At 42.3% G+C, this 14,985-nt stretch carries 22 protein-coding genes and 1 pseudogene; 13 read left to right on the top strand and 10 right to left on the bottom strand.

Annotated features, from left to right (window positions below; genetic code table 11):
* The coding region (locus F6K57_RS28565; protein ID WP_293071717.1) for a SulP family inorganic anion transporter at nucleotides 1–1,674 on the top strand (1,674 nt) is incomplete at its 5' end.
* 155 nt (nucleotides 1,675–1,829) lie between these two features.
* Here the strand turns inward: F6K57_RS28565 and F6K57_RS28560 are convergent.
* Together F6K57_RS28560 and F6K57_RS28555 are read right to left on the bottom strand one after the other, a co-directional pair.
* Nucleotides 1,830–2,375: a pyridoxamine 5'-phosphate oxidase family protein gene (locus tag F6K57_RS28560; protein ID WP_293019268.1), complete on the bottom strand. Its 546-nt coding sequence runs from the start codon at nucleotides 2,373–2,375 to the stop codon at nucleotides 1,830–1,832.
* A gap of 24 nt (nucleotides 2,376–2,399) precedes the next feature.
* Nucleotides 2,400–2,546: a hypothetical protein gene (locus tag F6K57_RS28555; RefSeq protein WP_293019267.1), complete on the bottom strand. Its 147-nt coding sequence runs from the start codon at nucleotides 2,544–2,546 to the stop codon at nucleotides 2,400–2,402.
* A 351-nt stretch (nucleotides 2,547–2,897) separates the two neighbouring features.
* On the opposite strand from F6K57_RS28555, the gene F6K57_RS28550 reads away from it, so the two are divergent.
* Nucleotides 2,898–4,121, top strand: coding sequence for a chromate transporter (locus F6K57_RS28550; RefSeq protein ID WP_293071716.1), 1,224 nt, complete (start codon nucleotides 2,898–2,900; stop codon nucleotides 4,119–4,121).
* Here F6K57_RS28550 and F6K57_RS28545 read toward each other — a convergent pair.
* Nucleotides 4,095–4,292, bottom strand: coding sequence for a hypothetical protein (locus F6K57_RS28545; RefSeq protein ID WP_293071715.1), 198 nt, complete (start codon nucleotides 4,290–4,292; stop codon nucleotides 4,095–4,097). The two genes, F6K57_RS28550 and F6K57_RS28545, sit on opposite strands and share 27 nt — an antisense overlap.
* A gap of 89 nt (nucleotides 4,293–4,381) precedes the next feature.
* On the bottom strand, nucleotides 4,382–4,990 hold the full coding sequence (locus tag F6K57_RS28540; RefSeq protein ID WP_293071714.1) for a hypothetical protein: 609 nt from the start codon (nucleotides 4,988–4,990) through the stop codon (nucleotides 4,382–4,384).
* Between F6K57_RS28540 and F6K57_RS28535 the strand changes: the two genes are divergently transcribed.
* Genes F6K57_RS28535 through F6K57_RS28525 form a run of 3 tightly spaced genes read left to right on the top strand, consistent with a single transcriptional unit; the run spans nucleotide 4,984 to nucleotide 7,085 of the window.
* Nucleotides 4,984–5,262, top strand: a complete 279-nt coding sequence (locus F6K57_RS28535) for a hypothetical protein (protein ID WP_293071713.1) — start codon at nucleotides 4,984–4,986, stop codon at nucleotides 5,260–5,262. The two genes, F6K57_RS28540 and F6K57_RS28535, sit on opposite strands and share 7 nt — an antisense overlap.
* A gap of 60 nt (nucleotides 5,263–5,322) precedes the next feature.
* Nucleotides 5,323–6,195, top strand: coding sequence for a NotI family restriction endonuclease (locus tag F6K57_RS28530; protein WP_293071712.1), 873 nt, complete (start codon nucleotides 5,323–5,325; stop codon nucleotides 6,193–6,195).
* Between the two features lie 11 nt (nucleotides 6,196–6,206).
* Entirely contained in the window at nucleotides 6,207–7,085 is an 879-nt protein-coding gene (locus F6K57_RS28525) for a DNA adenine methylase (RefSeq protein WP_293071711.1), read from the top strand.
* Between the two features lie 11 nt (nucleotides 7,086–7,096).
* Here the strand turns inward: F6K57_RS28525 and F6K57_RS28520 are convergent, their stop codons facing one another.
* From F6K57_RS28520 to F6K57_RS28505, 4 genes are all read right to left on the bottom strand, one after another.
* Nucleotides 7,097–7,228: a hypothetical protein gene (locus F6K57_RS28520; RefSeq protein WP_293019258.1), complete on the bottom strand. Its 132-nt coding sequence runs from the start codon at nucleotides 7,226–7,228 to the stop codon at nucleotides 7,097–7,099.
* Nucleotides 7,221–7,466, bottom strand: coding sequence for a hypothetical protein (locus tag F6K57_RS28515; RefSeq protein WP_293047344.1), 246 nt, complete (start codon nucleotides 7,464–7,466; stop codon nucleotides 7,221–7,223). The genes F6K57_RS28520 and F6K57_RS28515 overlap by 8 nt, the downstream gene beginning before the upstream one ends.
* A 123-nt stretch (nucleotides 7,467–7,589) precedes the next feature.
* Nucleotides 7,590–7,763, bottom strand: coding sequence for a hypothetical protein (locus F6K57_RS28510; RefSeq protein WP_293019254.1), 174 nt, complete (start codon nucleotides 7,761–7,763; stop codon nucleotides 7,590–7,592).
* A gap of 37 nt (nucleotides 7,764–7,800) precedes the next feature.
* The gene (locus F6K57_RS28505) at nucleotides 7,801–8,217 is read right to left on the bottom strand and encodes a helix-turn-helix domain-containing protein (RefSeq protein WP_293019253.1); all 417 of its coding nucleotides are present in this window, start codon (nucleotides 8,215–8,217) and stop codon (nucleotides 7,801–7,803) included.
* A 467-nt stretch (nucleotides 8,218–8,684) separates the two neighbouring features.
* Between F6K57_RS28505 and F6K57_RS28500 the strand changes: the two genes are divergently transcribed.
* Both F6K57_RS28500 and F6K57_RS28495 read left to right on the top strand, forming a co-directional pair.
* Nucleotides 8,685–9,104 carry a DUF29 domain-containing protein gene (locus F6K57_RS28500; protein WP_293019251.1) on the top strand — a complete coding sequence of 140 codons (420 nt, stop codon included), beginning with the start codon at nucleotides 8,685–8,687 and terminating at the stop codon, nucleotides 9,102–9,104.
* Nucleotides 9,105–9,246: 142 nt separating this feature from the next.
* A complete protein-coding gene (locus tag F6K57_RS28495) occupies nucleotides 9,247–9,444 on the top strand; it encodes a hypothetical protein (protein ID WP_293019249.1) in 198 nt (65 codons plus the stop codon).
* Here the strand turns inward: F6K57_RS28495 and F6K57_RS28490 are convergent.
* Nucleotides 9,387–10,010: a glutathione S-transferase family protein gene (locus tag F6K57_RS28490; protein ID WP_293019248.1), complete on the bottom strand. Its 624-nt coding sequence runs from the start codon at nucleotides 10,008–10,010 to the stop codon at nucleotides 9,387–9,389. The two genes, F6K57_RS28495 and F6K57_RS28490, sit on opposite strands and share 58 nt — an antisense overlap.
* Nucleotides 10,011–10,577: 567 nt before the next feature.
* On the opposite strand from F6K57_RS28490, the gene F6K57_RS28485 reads away from it, so the two are divergent.
* From F6K57_RS28485 to F6K57_RS28460, 6 genes are all read left to right on the top strand, one after another.
* The gene (locus F6K57_RS28485) at nucleotides 10,578–10,754 is read left to right on the top strand and encodes a hypothetical protein (RefSeq protein WP_293021672.1); all 177 of its coding nucleotides are present in this window, start codon (nucleotides 10,578–10,580) and stop codon (nucleotides 10,752–10,754) included.
* Nucleotides 10,755–10,875: 121 nt separating this feature from the next.
* Nucleotides 10,876–11,082 carry a hypothetical protein gene (locus tag F6K57_RS28480; protein WP_075904719.1) on the top strand — a complete coding sequence of 69 codons (207 nt, stop codon included), beginning with the start codon at nucleotides 10,876–10,878 and terminating at the stop codon, nucleotides 11,080–11,082.
* Nucleotides 11,083–11,087: 5 nt separating this feature from the next.
* A complete protein-coding gene (locus F6K57_RS28475) occupies nucleotides 11,088–11,216 on the top strand; it encodes a hypothetical protein (protein ID WP_293021670.1) in 129 nt (42 codons plus the stop codon).
* 287 nt (nucleotides 11,217–11,503) lie between these two features.
* Complete coding sequence (locus F6K57_RS28470) at nucleotides 11,504–13,171, top strand: CTP synthase (RefSeq protein WP_293071710.1); 1,668 nt, start codon at nucleotides 11,504–11,506, stop codon at nucleotides 13,169–13,171.
* A gap of 616 nt (nucleotides 13,172–13,787) precedes the next feature.
* Entirely contained in the window at nucleotides 13,788–14,207 is a 420-nt protein-coding gene (locus F6K57_RS28465) for a hypothetical protein (RefSeq protein WP_293021668.1), read from the top strand.
* Nucleotides 14,208–14,360: 153 nt separating this feature from the next.
* Nucleotides 14,361–14,525 (top strand): hypothetical protein, encoded by a 165-nt coding sequence (locus F6K57_RS28460; protein WP_293021667.1) that lies wholly within the window; start codon nucleotides 14,361–14,363, stop codon nucleotides 14,523–14,525.
* Between the two features lie 131 nt (nucleotides 14,526–14,656).
* On the opposite strand, the pseudogene F6K57_RS28455 reads toward F6K57_RS28460, so the two are convergent.
* Nucleotides 14,657–14,985 (bottom strand): annotated as a pseudogene (locus F6K57_RS28455) (metallophosphoesterase); the annotation flags it as partial.

The following is a 14,985-nucleotide window of genomic DNA, read 5'->3' as shown; positions in this document are numbered from 1 at the left end:
ATTGTTGCACTACCATTAGCCCTAGCCTTTGGAGTATCCTCCGGTGCTGGGGCAATTCATGGTCTTTACGGCGCTATTTTTGTTGGTCTGTTTGCCGCTCTGTTTGGCGGTACTCCCTCTCAGATTTCTGGTCCCACTGGCCCGATGACCGTAGTGATGACAACGGTGTTTACGGCGCTAGTTGCTAAAAACCCAGAGAATGGTCTAGCGATGGCATTTACTGTTGTCATGCTAGGGGGGATATTTCAAATCTTATTTGGGGTGTTGCGGCTGGGTAAATATATTACCCTGATGCCCTACACAGTTATATCTGGCTTTATGTCAGGGATTGGTGTGATCATTCTGTTGTTACAGATTGGTCCATTTTTCGGGCATCCTAGTTCTGGGAATGTGGTGGAATCTGTCAGCAATTTTCCTACCTTTGTCGCTAATCCCCATTTTGCCGCTACCGGTCTAGCAATCCTGACTCTGGTGATTATGTTTGGATCACCTAGGAAGCTGAGTCGATTAATTCCATCCCCCTTGCTAGCACTGATAGTCTGTACGTTGATATCGGTTGTCTTTTTCCCAGACCTGCCAGACAGCGAGCTCAGACGGATTGGAGACATCCCCACAGGCTTACCCAAGCTATATTTGCCAGTCTTTAAGTTCAGCCAAATCAAAGACATGCTTGGCTATGGTCTAATGTTAGCCACCTTGGGAGCTATCGACTCTCTGTTAACGTCCATGGTTGCTGATAATATTACCCGTACCCAGCACGACTCTGACCGGGAATTAATTGGTCAGGGTATCGGTAATACGATTGCTGGCTTGTTTGGTGGGCTCCCTGGTGCTGGTGCTACCATGCGGACGGTAATCAATGTTAAGGCTGGTGGTCAAACCCCCCTTTCAGGCATGATTCATGCCCTAGTGCTGCTGGTGATTGTTGTGGGGGCGGGAAGCCTCACTGAAAGTATTCCCCATGCTGTCCTGGCGGGCATCTTGATTAAAGTAGGAATCGATATTATTGACTGGAGCTTCCTCAAACGAGCCCATCAAGTCTCCCTCAAGGCAGCAGCATTAATGTATTTAGTGTTATTCATGACTGTATTTGTTGACCTAATTACAGCCGTTGCCGTTGGGGTGTTCATTGCCAACCTGTTGACTGTCAAAAACCTCAGTGAGCTACAAATTAATCAAATCAAGGAAATTACTGCTCCTGATGATGGTGAAAAGAGTTTGAGCTATGAAGAAAAACAACTTCTGAAACAGGCTCGTGGTCGAATTTTCCTATTCCGTCTCGGCGGACCAATGAGCTTTGGTGCAGCCAAGGGTATCTCTCAGCGGATGGGGATGGTAGAAAAGTATGATGTCCTGATTTTAGATCTCAGTGATGTTCCCTTGTTGGGAGTGACCGCTTCTTTAGCGATAGAGACTATGGTTAAGGAGGCTCGTGACAAACGTCGTGATGTGTTTATCGTAGGTGCGACTGGTAGGGTTAATCAAAGGCTGGAAAAGTTGAAAATCCTGCAACTATTACCAGAAAGAAACCGAGTTAGCGATCGCATCGAGGCATTAGAGCAAGCAACTGCCTTGATTACGGGAGAGCAATCACATATCAATAGTGCTTTAGCCCAGGAAAATCCCATAGAGGTCAATAGCGCTGCCGCTAATTTAGACCAAACTAAAAAATAAGTTGGTTTGGTTGTTTGTCAGAATGGTGAAGGCAGAATTAATAATGTAGAATGTAGAATGTAGAATGTAAAATTAATAATGTAGAATGCAGAATGTAGAATGTAGAATTCTTAATTCTTAATTCTTAATTCTTAATTCTTAATTCACCATTCTGGTTAATCTTCTAAAAGATTAGTCGGTAACCCATCTATACTCTCAATATTTTTGGCTTGCCAATAGTCGTGAATTCCCTGTTTTCCCTTCTTATTCGCCCACTTGAGCAGAGTTTCCCTCTCTCCTTTTAAGTCATACAAAGGTACACCATAACCACAGGAGGTTTGGGCAGATTCTACATTTAATACAATAATCTGTCTTTCCCCTGGTAGGCTATTGAATAGGGAGTAGACTGTTTCCCATTCCTTATCCCTAGGTCGAATTACCTGACCATGACCATAAAGGCGGAGAATTAATGGCTTTTCAGTGAAGCTACAAAACATAATTGTCATTCTGCCATTTTCCAGCAAATGAGCAGATGTCTCGTTACCGCTACCGGTTAAATCTAGATAAGCCACTGTTTTACTATCAATACACCGAAAGGTGTTAATACCTTTGGGGGATAGGTTAATACGACCTTGATGGGGGGCTGTGGCTGTAAAAAATATTTTTTGCTCCTCAATAAACTCTCTTAAATCTTGATTGATTTCTGAGTAAAACTTAGCCATAGATTACACCAGATTACTCTAGGACTATTGTACCATAAAAATAACCAAAATAATAGCAAAGGAAGTAGGGAGTAGGGAGTAGGGAGTAGGGAGTCGGGAGTCGGGAGTAGGGAATAGGGAGTAGGGAGTAGGGAGTAGGGAGTAGGGAGTAGGGAGTAGGGAATAGGGCATCAAAAATTATTAAAATTCCTACACGAATTGCTCAATAACCAATACAATAACCTCAAAAAACACGTTCGCGTAGCGTGGCCTACGGCCAATCGCGTAGCGGCTCTGAAAGAGCATCGCAGTTATCTGATAGCTGATAGCTGTAAGATAACTGCTGAACTATCTATAATAAGTTATCTGCAAATAACTATAAATTAAATTTTATTACCCCGATTCCCGATTCCCGATTCCCGACTCCCGACTACCGACTCCCGATTCCCGATTCCCGATTCCCGACTCCCGACTCCCTATTCCCTATTCCCTGTTCCCTCTTCCCTTTGGTATATTAACCTTGACACCGTTGGAGTCAAACCAGTGTCTAACGAAATAGAAGATATTCAGCCTGACCAGCACAACAGTTCTGAAGCTCAACTCTCCCCACAAGAACAGGGGCAACGACTCAAAGAATTAGCGCTAGTCTTTTTTAAATTGGGGACAATTGCCTTTGGTGGCCCAGCTGCTCACATTGCCATGATGGATGATGAAGTAGTGAAGCGACGACAGTGGATGAGTCATGAGAATCTGCTGGATCTACTGGGCGTTACCAATCTTCTTCCAGGCCCTAACTCTACAGAATTAGCGATTCACATCGGTTATGAGCGAGCAGGATGGCGAGGACTGTTTGTTGCTGGTTCTTGTTTTATCTTGCCAGCAATGGTGATTGTCTGGATAATGGCAGCAATTTATGCCCGTTACCAGAGTGTGCCCCAGGTAGAGTGGCTCCTCTATGGTATCAAACCAGTTATCATCGCTATTGTTTTACAAGCGTTATGGAAGTTGGGGAAAAAAGCAGCAAAAGATATTCCCACTACAGTAGCAGGAGTTGCAGCTACTATCGCTTTCTTCTTAGGTACCCATGAAATTCTCTTACTGCTGTTGGTGGGAGCTGCGGTAATGCTAGTCAAAACCCTGTGGCGTAGAGGAAATAACATCACAGGTGCTTTACTTGTGCCTTTCTCTAGTCTTTTAGCCCAGACCGGTGTACCATCCGCCGCTTCCCTATCTTCTGCTAGTGTCTTCCTATTCTTCCTAAAAATTGGCTCCGTTCTATATGGTAGTGGTTATGTGCTGCTGGCGTTTCTACAGCAAGATTTAGTAGAGCGCCACCAATGGCTTACTTCCCAACAACTGCTTGATGCGATCGCAATCGGTCAAGTCACTCCCGGTCCTGTGTTTACCACTGCTACCTTCATTGGCTATCTCCTGAATGGAAATGTTGGCGCAATCGCTGCCACCGTTGGAATCTTTTTGCCTGCCTTTGTGTTAGTCGGAATCCTCAATCCTTGGGTGCCTAAGCTACGCCAATCCCCCTGGGCAAGTGGATTCCTCGACGGTGTTAATGCCGCTTCCTTAGGACTGATGACAGGAGTAACGTATATCTTAGCACGTACTGCTTTAGTAGATTGGTTAACCGTTATGGTGGCAATAACTAGTGCGGTGCTGGTATTTCGCTTTAAGGTAAATTCCCTATGGTTAGTGTTAATCGGCGGAATTATAGGATTTATTTCACAATTAGCCCAGTTGTCGATTGGGTTTTAGGGAATCAAGAATCGGGAGTCGGGAATCGGGAATCGGGAATCGGGAATCGGGAATCGGGAATCGGGAATCGGGAATCGGGAATCGGGAATCGGGAGAATGAGGTAGACGAATTTTTTCTATTTTCCCTGTTCCCTTTGCTAAAGTAGTATATTTTACCCTAATGAGGTACACAGAATTTTTACCTTCTTCCCTGTTACCTTTTACGTGTTACCTGCTCCCTGCTCCCTGCTCCCTGCTCCCTGCTCCCTTTCCTAATAGTATTAGGCTTCTCCTTTAACCATGTTCACTAGAATCCCAATAATTTTATTAATATCACTAATATAATAGCTATCATTATCTATATAAGCAACATTTTTTTCAAGCTTAACAAATCTCCATTCATCTCCTGTTGTTACTGCACCATATACACAGGATAACTCATGACTTGCTTCTTGATTAAAAAGTTGAGCAGCATGCATTTCCGCAATACATTGACCTAAGCCAGAAATAATATTTTCATTCTTAGCTTCAACTATTGTAATTACGGGTAACTCTAAATATAACTGTTCTTCTGAACCGCTAATGATATAATCGCAAAATACAGTTAAGCCTTTTTCCTTATCTACATTAAAATCAATCCCTGAGAATAGACTAATTTTTTCATCATAGGATTTTTCTTTAACTTCCAGTAAAATATTAATAATGATGAGTTCTGATCTAGCTTTTTCCGTATTAATGGCTAACGCTAAAGGAACATTTCTTTTTAAGGTCTGTGCGAGATAATCACTTATTTCAATTTCTTCACTATTGGAAAATAGTGACTGCTCCTCCACAGTCTGGATATTGAAGTCAAGCTTGACTTTCTTGAGAGTAAAGTCACTGTATGCCACGTAAGTCTCCTGATTTTGAGCCTAACGGTAAGGTTGAGCTGTATCTATTTTATAGGGCAGTCCGAAGAAACGTGACAATCGGGCAAGTAGCGAATTGCACTAGGAAGTTTGCTGGAACTTGGTTGCGATTGACCTTGGCCAAAAGGCCACGCTACGCGAACGGTCACGCGGGGCGCGTTCGCATCAATGGATTGCTGCTGAGTATAAATTGCCACCTTAGCTGTTCATCCGTAAGCAATCATCTAGCTTCACCCTTCGCGGTACAACTTTAATCAATATCTTGACCTTCTTACGGTAGTCTTAGATTTACATAAGTACTATACTAAATTGATATGTCCAACAATCCTCTTGCAGAGGTCTTCGGATTCCCAACTAACAACTTCACAGAACAGGCAAAGCGGTATCGTCGCTACAAACTGTGTCCTTATAACAATAAGGTGCCGAATTGCACCAAAGATAAGGCAAACAATCCTCTAGGTGTATGTAGTATCTATCACAGGGATGAATCGGTCATTACTTGTCCAGTTCGCTTCCGACAGGATTGGCTAATTGCTGAAAATGCCGCTAATTATTTCTTTGGAGAGGAAACTAATTGGACTTCCCTGACAGAGGTTCGCTTGAAAGATGCCAATGGTCAGTCCGCTGGAAATATTGATCTAGTCTTAGTTTCTTATGATGATCGAGGAAAAGTTTTAGATTTTGGCTCTGTAGAAGTGCAAGCTGTTTATATTTCTGGTAACGTTAGAAAACCCTTTGAAAGGTATATTAGTAATCCTGAAGACTGGAAAACTATAGATTGGGCAAAATTGACAACTTATTATCCTAGTCCAGATTATCTATCATCCTCACGCAAACGCCTCCTCCCTCAGCTTTTGTATAAGGGGTCAATTTTTCGTGAGTGGAATAAGAAACAGGTAATCGTTTTACAAAAGAGTTTCTTTGATACTCTGCCACAATTGCCAAAGGTTGAATGGGATAAATCGGAAGTTGCCTGGCATCTTTACACCCTAGAACCGGAAAAAAATCAGTTCAATTTGACGTTACACGATGTAGTTTATACAGAATACTGGGCAGCAATTAACGCTATTTCAACACCGAAAGCTGGTAACGTAGAAGATTTCCTTGAAGTGCTTCAACAGAAACTTGATGATAAACTAGATAATCCTCCAGATACTCAAACCATAGTAGATCTTCCTTTACAATAAAGGATAAGCCAATGACTCAACTTGAGCTATTTAATACTGCCTCTCTCATCAGTCATAAAAAAGTCATAAATGTAGCTAGTGTGCCGCAACGTAGCCCATTTCGCTATGCTGGTGGTAAAACTTGGCTAATCCCCCAAATTCGCCAATGGTTGTATAATAAAGGTGGTACAGATAAGGAACTTTTTGAACCTTTTGCTGGTGGAGGTATAGTCAGTCTTACTGCTGCTTTCGATAATTTAGTAGGTAGAGTGACTATGGTAGAAAAAGATGAAGGGGTTGCTGCTGTGTGGCAGCTCATTTTAGGTGGTGGTGCCGAATGGCTAGCCGAAACTATTGTCAATTTTCATCTAACTGCAAAGAGTGCTAAGCAAGCTATTGATTCTGCAAATGAATCTCTTGAATCTCTCGCTTTCGCAACAGTAGTTAAAAATCGCGTTAATCGTGGTGGAATTCTGGCTGATGGTGCTAGTTTTATGAAAAATGGGGAAAATGGCAAAGGAATCACGTCACGCTGGTATCCTCAAACCCTGAAAAAGCGCATACTTTCTATTGCTGAAATCAAGACAAAAATTAAATTTATTGCTGGGGATGGGTTTGAGGTTTGTGAGCAAAATTATCACCGCAACGATGCTATTTATTTTATTGATCCACCTTATTTAAAAGCTGGGCGCAGGCTCTATCGATATTCAGCAGTTGATCATGAAGCTCTATTTAAACTTGCTAGCAAATTAGAAGGCGATTTTCTGATGAGCTATGACAATACAGAAGAAACAAGGGATCTAGCAAGTCGCTATGAATTTGCTATACAACCTATTGCGATGAAAAACACTCACCATGCCAAGAAGACAGAATTGTTGATTAGCCGAAATTTCGATTGGTTTTCAGCTTAGTTATTCAGCTATCAGCCATTGGCGGTAGCTTCTTTCAATACAATTTGATACTCAGCTCTGAGTTCAGCACGATTGGTCTTAATGTAGGCCAGAGCAGCATTAATTTGTTCCTCGGTAAAGTTGAATCGTCGAGCATTACCCATTGGAGTTAGGTTGCTCCGATTCCAACAGTTGAGCGAGTTGATTAGCGGCTTGATGAGAGTTAAGGGGCGACCAAACTGGATAGGTAGCTCCTGGTTCTAAGGTAGGTTCCTCTTTCCTAGCTAGCTCTGCTACCAAAAACTGAATGACTTTCAGTTTGTCTGCACGGTTTAAACCTTTCAGAGTAGGAAATAACTCCACTACTGTCATAGGAAATAGAGAAATGCTTAACTTGTTCAATTCTCTCACACTCCTTTAAATTGGAGCATACTTTTCTACAATTGATAGCGAGTAATTTGTTATGGTAGGGTTTAACGACTGACTTACAACAAACCTAATTTTTGAAGTCGAGAGCGAATTGCACTAAGTTGTCTTTGGAACTTGGTTGGGATTGACCTTGGCCAAAAGGCCACGCTTCCGCGCTTGTGCGATCGCATTAGTTGGTTGCTGCTGAGCAAAACGATTCGGCTTTGCCTTGTGATAGTCAAACTGGTACTCAGGTAGCATCTCATCATCAAAGTCTGGTGTTTTGTTCATAAATCCGATGCTGAAAGTCGTCCTTCAAGTAGCCAAATCAGCTGACCTTAAAATCAGAAATCGTCTCAATCCACACCCTAGCCCCACAATGTAAAGGATCATCTGGACGATACATCACCCGACAGGGGCCATTAACTTCTACCGTATGACCATAAATATTTTTAGAACCCCGTTTGACCGTTATCACAGGGTTGCGCTCCCCGCTCTTGAGATTTTGGCGAATTACCTTCTGATTAACGTGAATCACAGCCTTAGTGTACTCCGTGCGCTTTGACCAATTCCGCTTCGGTCCGCGAGTACCAGGGGTGACCACCGGCATACCGTCAAACAGAGGAATCACCCAAGTTCTACCCACCTTATAAGCCCCCTTCACTCTGCCCTTGCTCAGCAGGAAACGGACACGAGTGGCAGAAACACCTAGTAATTCAGCAGCTTGGGCGGTAGAAATCATCATGGCGGTAAAACCATTGCTTTAACGATACTGTTATTTTAACACAAGTTCTCAGAAGATGCAAGGGGTTAGAAAAACTATTGCATTCACACTATCTATTAGAGTGTGGTAAGGGTGTAAAACACTTAAAGCGTGGAAAGTGTGGTAGATATGGGGCGGTGGCGTGGCAGATGGGAAGATTGTTATTAAGGGTTATCATCCAGACATCAGATCAGTTCAGTGGTTAAAAAAAACTATTGCACTGACGCACTAATGGGTTATAGCAATCCCAAATTATCTGTACCTCATAGCTATGAGAAACGCTATAATAGTAAGTATTCAGCTGTCAGCTGTCAGCTTTGTGGCACAGGCCACAAGCGCTGTGACTTTACTCATAGCTATGAGAATTGCTATATAGTAATTTAGTTTAATGTACGGATACTTAAAAACCTCCGTGATTCTTACAAAAACTATAAAATAATGAACAAATAATGAGTAATAGTGACTTGTATAATCAGGATTTTGTTCTGTGGACTGATCTAACTTGTCAGCAACTTAAAACAAGAAACTTTGATGAGTTGGACATAGAGAATTTAATTGAGGAAATAGCCACCTTGGGGCGAACAGATAAACGAGAGATTCAGAGCCGACTTAAGGTTTTAATGGAACACTTGCTTAAAAGGCAGTACGTGAATTCAGAGCCTGATTATCGAGGTTGGGAAAAAACGATCAATGAGCAGAGAGAACAGATTAATCTTTTGTTGTCTGAATCTCCCAGTCTCAAGCCTTATCTTGAATCGGTCTTTTCCGATTGCTACAGATATCCACTCTTTGTGGTTAGCAAGGATTATCCATCTACTTGCTTCCCCCAGGATTGTCCTTTTACCTCTGATATTCTAGATCAAGATTAATCTTGTGGCATAACTACCACCAATTACTACTTTTGTCTATCGATATAGCGTTCCTCGCACTTATGAGGTACAGTATTCTTTCACCCCTTTGGGTAATTAAAAATTAAAAATTAAAACTTCAAAATAAAGAAAAGAAGAAACTTTGAATTGGAGCGTTCGCGTTTGGCCTACGGCCACGCTACGCGATCGCACCAAATACAACTACTCCCTACTCCCTATTCCCTGTTCCCTGTTCCCTATCTCCCGACTCCCGACTCCCGACTCCCGATTCCCGATTCCCAATTACCGATTACCAATAGTTTCTTTAAAAGCTGGACGTTCAGACAAACGCATCAGATAATCAGCAACAGCTGGATACTCTTTAAAATCAAAATTTACCAGTATTTTGGCATAAGCCAAATAAGACCCTACTGCAATATCCGCCACACTAAAGTTATCCCCTAACAAAAATGTTTTATCCGTTAATAGCTCATTTAGTGGCTTCAATAAACTGGGCGCTTCTTTCTCCCGTCTATCTTCCAAAAACAATCCTGGTCCTAAGGTAGCATTAGCAAACAACACCCACTGCACAATCTCTGATTGTTCTTCCAGAGAACTAGGGGTTTCTCCATACTTATTAGCTAAGTAAACCAAAATCGCTCCCGACTCCCAAAGTTTAAAGTCCCCATCCACAATTGCTGGCACTTTACCCATCGGATTAATCGACAGGTATTCCGGCTGTTTATGCTCTCCAGCTTTCATATCCAGCAAGATATACTCATAGGGCACTCCCAACTCCTCAAGATACCACTGCACAATCGCAGCTCGGCTCCGAAGACCACTATAAAGTTTTAGTTGTGGAGACGATTGACTGACTTGAAAATTTTCTTGACTACTGAATTCTGACTCTTGAGTAGGATAAGACATTGTTCTAGATCTAGATTCGTTTACCTTAGGAGTATTACAGCTGTTTTCAGATGAATCGACTTCACTACCTTTAGCTGCAAGCCCCCTAAATCCCCCAATTATGGGGGACTTTAACTCAATTTCCCCCCAAAGTTGGGGGGCTAGGGGGGCGAAAATTGCTGTAAATGCACTTTGCCCACTGACAGGATTAACGTATCCAAGGATGATTGAAGTGGATAAAGTAGCTAATAAACAGAATAATAGACCCATAGCAATAAGTAAAGTAGTTTTTCAATGTTTTAGGGGGCAGGGAATCGGGAATCGGGAATCGGGAATCGGGAATCGGGAATCGGGAATCGGGAATCGTAGGAAAGAGCCATGCAGCGAGGTCTTGGGTGTCCCCTCATTAGCGACTGTATCAATAAGCTCCGAAGGGTTTTTGATGTTATGAGAAATTAGCCAGATTAGACCTCTTGCAAAAGTATTTTTATGATAGTGTTTACGTCAATTCTTGTCCACTGTTCCCTGTTCCCTATTCCCTGTTCCCAACAACTGCCGCGAAGTCTATTGTTTATGACCTATTTATAAATGCTATACAGCGTTTTTCATAACTATAAGCTATCAAGGTACACAGGATTTTTTCCCTATTCCCTATTCCCTGTTCCCTGTTCCCTGTTCCCTACTCCCTACTCCCTACTCCCTACTCCCTATTCCCTATTCCCTACCAGTTTTTTACAAAACTTTTCCAAATATGTTATAATATAATTTTTTTTATGCTATAATATAAAAGTGGGCGCTGAGACGCCCGGAGTCAAGAGCTAGCCCAACGAGAGTGCAATATCCACGGGCTAGCTCTGGCTCCCTTACACAAGGAGATAGTTTGATTATGAGTTATTCTGAACGCCTTCACCCGTGGGTGGTCATTAGGCTGTTACCCGAAATGCAGCGGATAGTCGTTGCTCGCTTCCGAAACCGGTCGGATGCAGAGGGACATTTATGGGCCCTGAAACGATTAATGCCTGATGCCGAATTTATAATTGTTTTTGATGTCGGTAATCTAGACCTCGGTAATCCAATGGATGAGGAATCCTAGGGGTTGTGCATCGATCAGCCGTCAGCCGTCAGTGGTCAGCAGTCAGCGGTCAGTGGTCAGCAGTCAGCGGTCAGCGGTCAGCGGTCAGCGGTCAGCGGTCAGCGGTCAGCGTGGCACAGGCTTCGACGCTGTGAGTTAAGCCATAAGCTGTTCGGGTAGCGCGTGGCACAGGCTTCGACGCTGTGAGTTAACCCATAAGCTGATTACTGATTACTGATTACTGATTGCTAATTGCTGATTGCTGATTCCTGATTGCTGATTACTGATTAATGATTGCTGATTGCTAATAGCTGATTACTGATTGCTGATTGCTGATTGCTAATAGCTGATTACTGATAGCTTAGCAGCAGCAAACAACTCTGGTGTAGTATGGCACAATGAACCAGATAAATCTCTATCGCGCTACTATATTAATACTATTATGACTAAGTTTGTCTTTATTACTGGAGGCGTTGTATCCAGTATTGGCAAGGGGATTGTTGCTGCTAGCTTGGGACGTTTACTCAAATCCCGGAACTATTCCGTTTCCATTCTTAAACTAGACCCCTATATTAACGTAGATCCGGGCACCATGAGTCCCTACCAACATGGAGAAGTGTTCGTAACATCAGACGGTGCTGAGACAGATTTAGATTTAGGTCACTATGAACGCTTCACAGATACCTCCGTCTCTCGCCTGAACAGTGTCACGACTGGCTCGATTTATCAAGCCGTAATCAATAAAGAACGTCGCGGTGACTACCAGGGGGGGACAGTGCAGGTGATTCCCCACATTACTAATGAAATAAAACAGCGCATTCATCGAGTTGCCCAAAATTCCAATCCTGATGTATTGATTACAGAAATTGGTGGCACATTAGGGGATATTGAATCCCTACCGTTTTTGGAAGCAATTCGTCAATTCCGTAAAGATGTCGGGCGCAATCAAGTCCTTTATATGCACCTGACCCTATTACCTTGGATTCCTGCGGCTGGAGAAATAAAAACCAAGCCAACCCAGCACTCCGTAAAGGAATTGCGTGCTATCGGGATTCAACCAGATATTTTAATTTGCCGATGCGATCGCGCTTTGCCACCCGGATTAAAAGATAAAATATCAGCATTCTGTGATGTACCAGTAGAGTCAGTTATTTCTGCACAGGACGCCAGCAGTATCTACGAAGTCCCCCTAATGCTAGAAAAAGAAGGACTGGCCCAGCAAACCCTAGAGTTATTCCAGATGGAGCAACGGGAACCAGATTTAACCCAGTGGCAGAGGTTAGTTGAGCGTCTGCATCATCCCACTCACCACCTTGAAATTGCCATTGTTGGTAAGTATATCAAACTAACCGATGCCTATCTATCCGTTGTGGAAGCTTTGGAGCATGCTGCGATCGCAAAAGATACCAAAATCAAAATACACTGGGTTAGTGCTGAGGATGTAGAAGCTTACGGTCCTGAACCCTTCCTAAACGGTTTTAACGGTATCCTTATTCCTGGAGGCTTTGGGATTCGGGGAGTAGATGGCAAAATTGAGGCAATTCGGTATGCTAGGGAAAATCAGATTCCCTTGCTGGGCTTATGTTTAGGGATGCAGTGTTCTGTAGTTGAATGGGCAAAGCACATAGCCCTCTTAGAAGATGCCCATAGTGCCGAGTTTTTCACTGATATCAAGAATCCCGTCATTCATCTATTGCCAGAGCAACAAGATGTAGTGGATTTAGGCGGTACCATGCGTTTAGGGCTATACCCATGCCGTATAGCACCTAATACTCTAGCATCTTCCCTCTACCAAGAAGAAGTCATTTATGAGCGCCACCGCCACCGGTATGAATTTAATAATGCTTATCGCAACCTATTTTTAGAAACAGGTTATGTCATTAGTGGTACTTCTCCCGATGGTCGCCTCGTGGAAATGATTGAATTGAAACAACACCCCTTCTTTATTGCCACTCAGTTCCACCCAGAATTTAGCTCCCGTCCCAGTCATCCCCATCCATTGTTTGTAGGATTTGTGCAAGCTACCATTGACAAAGGACAGGTTAAACAGTCTAGTACTAACGGCAGTACTAGCCAAAACCAGCAATCCGTTGCGGAAGTAAGCTCTTGAGTATGTGATGTCACAAATGTCGCAGATTAGGGTATTAATGACATCATGCCGGATAATTACCCTCGATCAAAACATGATTCCACAGAAATTATCCGGCTCTGAGGAATAAAGCCCTGAAATATGACTTAGCTTGATCAGCCCCTAGGCAAAAGTGAAGTACCCCAATCTACTTCGTGTCGGTTGGGGCTTCCAACTTTCGCTCAATTCAGGGACAGTCTTAAGAGAATGAAGAATTAATAATTAAGAATTAAGAATGAATAATTAAGAATGAATAATTAAGAATTAAGAATGAATAATTAAGAATTAAGAATTAAGAATCCAATTCTAAATTCTAAATTCTAAATTCTAAATTTTTCTTATCCTGGTTAACTATTTATCCTTTAATAAATAACTAGTAACCAGTAACCAGTGTTAATTAACAACAAGTAACCAGTAATCTCAATAAGAAGAGCAATCCTAAATGAATTGTGATCATTTTTGTTCCCTGTTCCCTATTCCCTGTTCCCTGTTCCCTTTGCTAAAGTGATTAACTCGAATCGTTCGCGTAGCTTGGCCTTTGGCCATCGAATTGGTAATTGCTAGTATTACCAACCCATTATTTCAATAAGGAGGTTTTGTGAGTTACTGGATAAAAGTTAATTACGATCATCGAGAATATGTCATTGATCTGGACCGACTTAGTACATTCACCCATGGTCCCAACGGAAAAATAACCTTCTGGTTACCCGATAGTACTATCCCCATTATTGTCAACCGTCAAAATGACCCAGACGGTTATCAACGAGTGGTCAACTACATTCAAAAGTTATCAGCACGATCACCTTCAGGTTTTTGGATTACATTCAATTACGAGCGTCATGATTATATCCTTGACCTCAACAAAATCAGTAGTTTTTGTCACTACCCAAATCAGAGATTAACCTTTTGGTTACCTGACAGTTCCATGCCCATCATTATTAGCGAACAAAAATATCCAGAAATTTATCATAAGATAATAGACTACATTGAACAAAAAACTGGCTACCTACTAACGTAATTATAGAATTAAGAATTAAAAATTAAGAATTAAGAATTGAGAATTGAGAATTGAGAATTAAGAATTGGGAATTAAGAATTAAGAATTGAGAATTGAGAATTGAGAATTGAGAATTGAGAATTGGCAATTCCGTAAGTATTCAGCTATCAGCTAATGCCCTACGCGAACAGACAGTTATCAACTTATGCACTACGGGCACGCTGTCTTGATGCAGTCGCTCATGGGGGGAACCCCCAAGACCGTAATGGTGCGTTTTCCGTAGGCGAATTAAATTCGCCACGGGTCGCACCTCTGCATCGCTACTTGAGGTGCTTTTGAATAAAATAAGCTCTTCGCGCAGCGTGAGCTTTAGGCTCACAGCTGAATGCTTACCTAATTCCCCATTCTACATTCTTAATTCTTAATTCTACATTCTTAATTCTACATTCTTAATTCTTAATTCTACATTCTTAATTCAACGTAATTACTGTAACTTCTGGTGGACAAAATAGACGACCTGGCCAATAAGTTCCTAAACCACGATTAGTATATAACTGGTTTCTACCGATCCGATGTAGACCCTCGGACCATTCCCAATGGTTAGTTACTTTTGAACATACTTTCAAATAGGGTATCCAGGGCTGCACAGATCTAGGAATATACTTCCGGATAGTTTTCAAAAATGCTGGCGCAGGTCCGATTCCTGGAATCACAATCTGACCACCATGGGTATGACCAGACAACTGCAAATCCACTCGCCAACGCTGTAATATCTCCGCAGTATCAGGGTTGTGGGATA

The sequence above is a fragment of the Moorena sp. SIO4A5 genome, assembly GCF_010672005.1.
GTDB lineage: Bacteria > Cyanobacteriota > Cyanobacteriia > Cyanobacteriales > Coleofasciculaceae > Moorena.
The sequence above is the reverse complement of the archived record's forward strand: the minus strand, read 5'-3'. Positions and strand labels throughout refer to the sequence as shown.